This window comes from Leyella stercorea (assembly GCF_021531355.1).
GTDB lineage: Bacteria > Bacteroidota > Bacteroidia > Bacteroidales > Bacteroidaceae > Prevotella.
The window spans coordinates 1-4133 of record NZ_JADYTS010000124.1; the positions used below are offsets into that span (position 1 = coordinate 1).

The 4133-nt window shown below is 43.6% G+C and carries 3 protein-coding genes and 1 pseudogene; all 4 read left to right on the forward strand.

From position 1 onward, the window contains the following. Positions 1-713 (forward strand): formylglycine-generating enzyme family protein (locus I6E38_RS14380; RefSeq protein WP_235394640.1); only part of this gene is annotated, 713 nt, incomplete at its 5' end. A gap of 160 nt (positions 714-873) precedes the next feature. After that, a complete protein-coding gene (locus I6E38_RS14385) occupies positions 874-2265 on the forward strand; it encodes an SUMF1/EgtB/PvdO family nonheme iron enzyme (protein ID WP_235394641.1) in 1392 nt (463 codons plus the stop codon). 94 nt (positions 2266-2359) lie between these two features. Beyond that, the gene (locus tag I6E38_RS14390) at positions 2360-3724 is read left to right on the forward strand and encodes an SUMF1/EgtB/PvdO family nonheme iron enzyme (protein WP_235394642.1); all 1365 of its coding nucleotides are present in this window, start codon (positions 2360-2362) and stop codon (positions 3722-3724) included. A gap of 66 nt (positions 3725-3790) precedes the next feature. Continuing rightward, a pseudogene (locus tag I6E38_RS14395) lies at positions 3791-4133 on the forward strand (hypothetical protein); the annotation flags it as partial.

A 4133-nucleotide genomic window follows, 5' to 3' on the forward strand; every position in this document is an offset into this window, starting at 1 on the left:
CAGACAATACAATAACCATTCCCGTAAAGAAAGGCATAAGCATTGATATGGTTCGTGTTGAGGCAGGAACGTTTACTATGGGAGCGACACCAGAGATGAAAGATCCTGATTATGATTATGATGAAAAGCCTACCCATCAAGTTACTCTTACCAATGATTATTACATAGGTAAATATGAGGTGACACAGGCTTTATGGCAAGCGGTTATGGGCAGTAATCCTTCAAAATTCAAGGGTGATAACTTGCCAGTAGAGAATGTTAGTTGGAAGGACTGTCAAGAATTCTTGAGCAAGCTGAATAATACAACAGGCAAGACGTTCCGTCTCCCCACAGAAGCCGAATGGGAATATGCTGCGCGTGGTGGAAAGAAGAACCGAGGCTATCTGTATAGCGGTAGTAATAATATCTCAGACGTGGCTTGGTACAGTGACAACAGTGACAACAAAACTCATGCTGTAGGTTTTAAGCAAGCTAATGAATTAGGCATATATGATATGAGTGGTAACGTATATGAATGGTGTCAGGATAGGAAAGGTTCTTACAGTAGTTCCTCACAGGTTAATCCTACAGGTGCTGCCAGTGGGTCTGACCGCGTGCGCCGTGGTGGTTACTGGAGCAGCTCTGCCAGGTACTGTCGCTCGTCAGATCGTAGCAGCAGCTCGCCTGGCTACCGTGACTTCGACCTCGGGCTCCGCCTTGTCCTCTCCGAATAACGACTTCTTGTTTCGAGTTATCCACTCTTATTCTTAATGTCCAAACCATAATAACGACAAGGTTATCCCCGACATTTATTCGCTGCTACCGAATAAAATCACCGTATTTTATTTTGTGCCACCGAATAAAAATAAGTATAAAGAAACATAAACAACAACTATGCGAAATATTCTTTTATCCTTCTTCTTGCTCTTTACGGCAATATCATCAGCCCTTGCCCAAGAGCTGACAGTAAAATCCTTCAAGCTTGCTTCAAGCGACCTTACTGCCCAAACTCAGCCACGCAAGGATACCAACAATTACAATTGTGCTGTTGTCAAAGTGCTGTTTGTTGGCGACATTATTGATTTCGGTGGAAATATTGTCAAGCCTGTTGTTAAGTACACGAATGAGACTTGGGTGTATATGCCACAGAGATCACGGCAATTGAAAATCACAACCAAAGACTATCTTCCGCTTATGGTTACATTTGAAGACTACGGAGTGGATAAATTGGAGAGCAACCGCACGTATGTGCTTACGCTTGTTGGGAACAGTCAACAACAAGCGCAGCAGTCCCAAACTCTTACCATAAGATACTCACCGTCTATAGCTACTGTACTTGTAGACAATAAAATGATTAATGGCTCAAATGGCGTGGCACAGACAACATTGCCAGTAGGTCAACATTCGTATATTGTCTTTTGTAATGGATATGAGTCTGAAGAAGGTACTGTAAAGCTTAAGGCTTCAGCACCGAGCAATTTGCAAATTACGCTGACAAAAGAAGCAACGGCAACTCAACAAAGTACTGTTGCTCAACCAGCAGTGGCTCAGCAACCTATTGTGCAACCTACGGTTACTAACAGTAATAATATCTCTATTCCAGTTAAGGATGGCATAAGCATTGATATGGTTCGTGTTGAAGCAGGAACGTTTACTATGGGAGCGACTCCAGAGATGGAGAGCCCATATGATTGGGAAAAACCTACACATCAAGTTACGCTTACCAATGATTATTATATTGGAAAATACGAGGTTACTCAGAATTTGTGGAAGGCTGTCATGGGTAAGAATCCTTCAAAATTTAATGGTGACAATTTGCCAGTAGAACAGGTAAGTTGGAACGACTGTCAGAAATTTATCAGCAAGCTGAACAATATAACTGGCAAGACGTTCCGCCTCCCTACAGAAGCCGAATGGGAATATGCAGCCCGTGGCGGAAAGAAGAGCAGAGGGTATCAGTATAGCGGAAGTAATAACCTCTCAGATGTAGCTTGGTACGTAGGCAACAGCTGGAGCAAAACTCATGCTGTTGGTTCTAAGCAAGCTAATGAATTAGGTATATATGATATGAGTGGGAATGTATGGGAATGGTGTCAGGATTGGTATGGCAAATACAGTAGTTCTTCTCATACCAATCCGACTGGTGCTAATAGTGGTTCTGACCGCGTGTTCCGTGGAGGTGGCTGGAACATCAGTGCCAGATTCTGTCGCTCGTCATACCGTTACTTCATCACGCCTGACGACCACTGCAACTTCCTTGGGCTCCGCCTAGTCCTCTCCGAGTAACGACTTATTGTTTCAAGTTTCCACTCTTATTATTAATGTCCTAAGCCATCAAACAAAAATAAATTTTATGCGTAAAATACTTCTATCTTTCGTCTTGCTATTTGCTGCAATATCATCAGCTGTTGCGCAAAAGCTCACGGTCGAGTCCTTTAAGCTTGCCCCAAGCGACCTTACTGCCCAAACTCAGCCTCGCAAGGACCTTAACGATCGCAACTGTGCAGTTGTTAAGGTACAGTTTGTGGGTGAGTTGGTCAACATTGAGGGCAATGTCATTATGCCTTTGGTAAAGCGCAACAACGAGACGTGGGTATATATGCCGCAGAACACACGGCAGATGAAAGTAATCACCAAAAACTATTTGCCTCAGATGGTGACATTCGCCGACTATGATGTTGAAAAGTTAGAGAGCAACCGCACGTATGTGCTCACGCTTTTGGGCAGCAGTCAACAACAAGCGCAACAGTCGCAAACTCTTACAATCAGATATACTCCAAGTTCTGCCACTGTGCTTGTGGATAATAAAATGGTGAAAGGCATGAATGGTGTGGCAAGGACGACATTACCCGTAGGTCAACACTCTTTTGTTGTTGCTTGCGATGGTTATGAATCGGAGGAAGGAACAGTAAAACTTAAAGCTTCTGCGCCGAGCAATCTGCAAATAACGCTGACGAAAGAAGCAACGGCAATACAACAAAGTGTTGTTTCTCAACCAGCAGTAGCTCAGCAACCAGTAATGCAAACTATAGTTACTAACAGTGATAATATCTCTATTCCTGTAAAGAATGGCATAAGCATTGATATGGTTCGTGTTGAAGCAGGAACGTTTACAATGGGAGCGACACCAGAGATGGAGAATCCATGGGATGGTGAAAAGCCAACACATCAAGTAACTCTAACTAATGATTATTATATAGGCAAATACGAGGTTACTCAGGCTTTATGGAAAGCTGTTATGGGCAACAATCCTTCTAACTTTAAGGGTGATAACTTGCCAGTAGAAATGGTTTCTTGGGATGAGTGCCAAGAATTCATCAGCAAGCTGAACAGTATAACAGGCAAGACGTTCCGTCTCCCCACTGAAGCCGAATGGGAATATGCTGCCCGTGGTGGAAAAAAGAGCCGAGGTTATCAGTATAGCGGCAGCAATAATCTTGCTGATGTGGCTTGGTATGAAGATAATAGCGGCAGCAAAACTCATGCTGTAGGTTCTAAGCAAGCTAATGAATTAGGTATATATGATATGAGTGGTAATGTATGGGAGTGGTGTCAGGATTGGTATAAAGGTTATAGTAGTTCCTCACAGGTAAATCCTACAGGTGCTAATAGTGGGTCTAACCGCGTGTTCCGTGGGGGTAGCTGGTTCGACGCTGCCAGGAGCTGTCGCTCGTCATGCCGTAGCAACAACACGCCTGTCACCCGTTACTACTTCTTTGGACTCCGCTTGGTCCTCTCCGAGTAATGACTTCTTGTTTTTGAGTATCCACTCTTATTATTAATGTCCTAAGCCTCAAACAATATAAATTTTATGCGTAAAATACTTCTATCCCTTGTCTTGCTCTTTGCAGCAATATCATCAGCCATTGCGCAAAAGCTCACAGTCGAGTCCTTCAAGCTTGCTTCAAGCGATTTGACTGCTCAAACTCAGCCACGCAAAGACTTGAATAACAAAAACTGTGCCTTGATAAAAGTTGGTCTTGGACTTCAAGGTGTTCAGTTTGAAGGCAGCATCATGGGAAATGTGGAGAACAAGACAGGAGAGTACTGGGTATATATGCCGCAAGGCAACCGTATGCTCAAGGTGAAGCACGCTAACTATGCTCCAGTAATGGTGACGTTTGCTGATTATGGAGTGGAGAAGGTGGAAAGCA

Coding starts and splice junctions, on each gene's coding strand:
- I6E38_RS14385 (WP_235394641.1), top strand. CDS start 874: ATGCGAAATATTCTTTTATCCTTCTTCTTGCTCTTTACGGCAATATCA.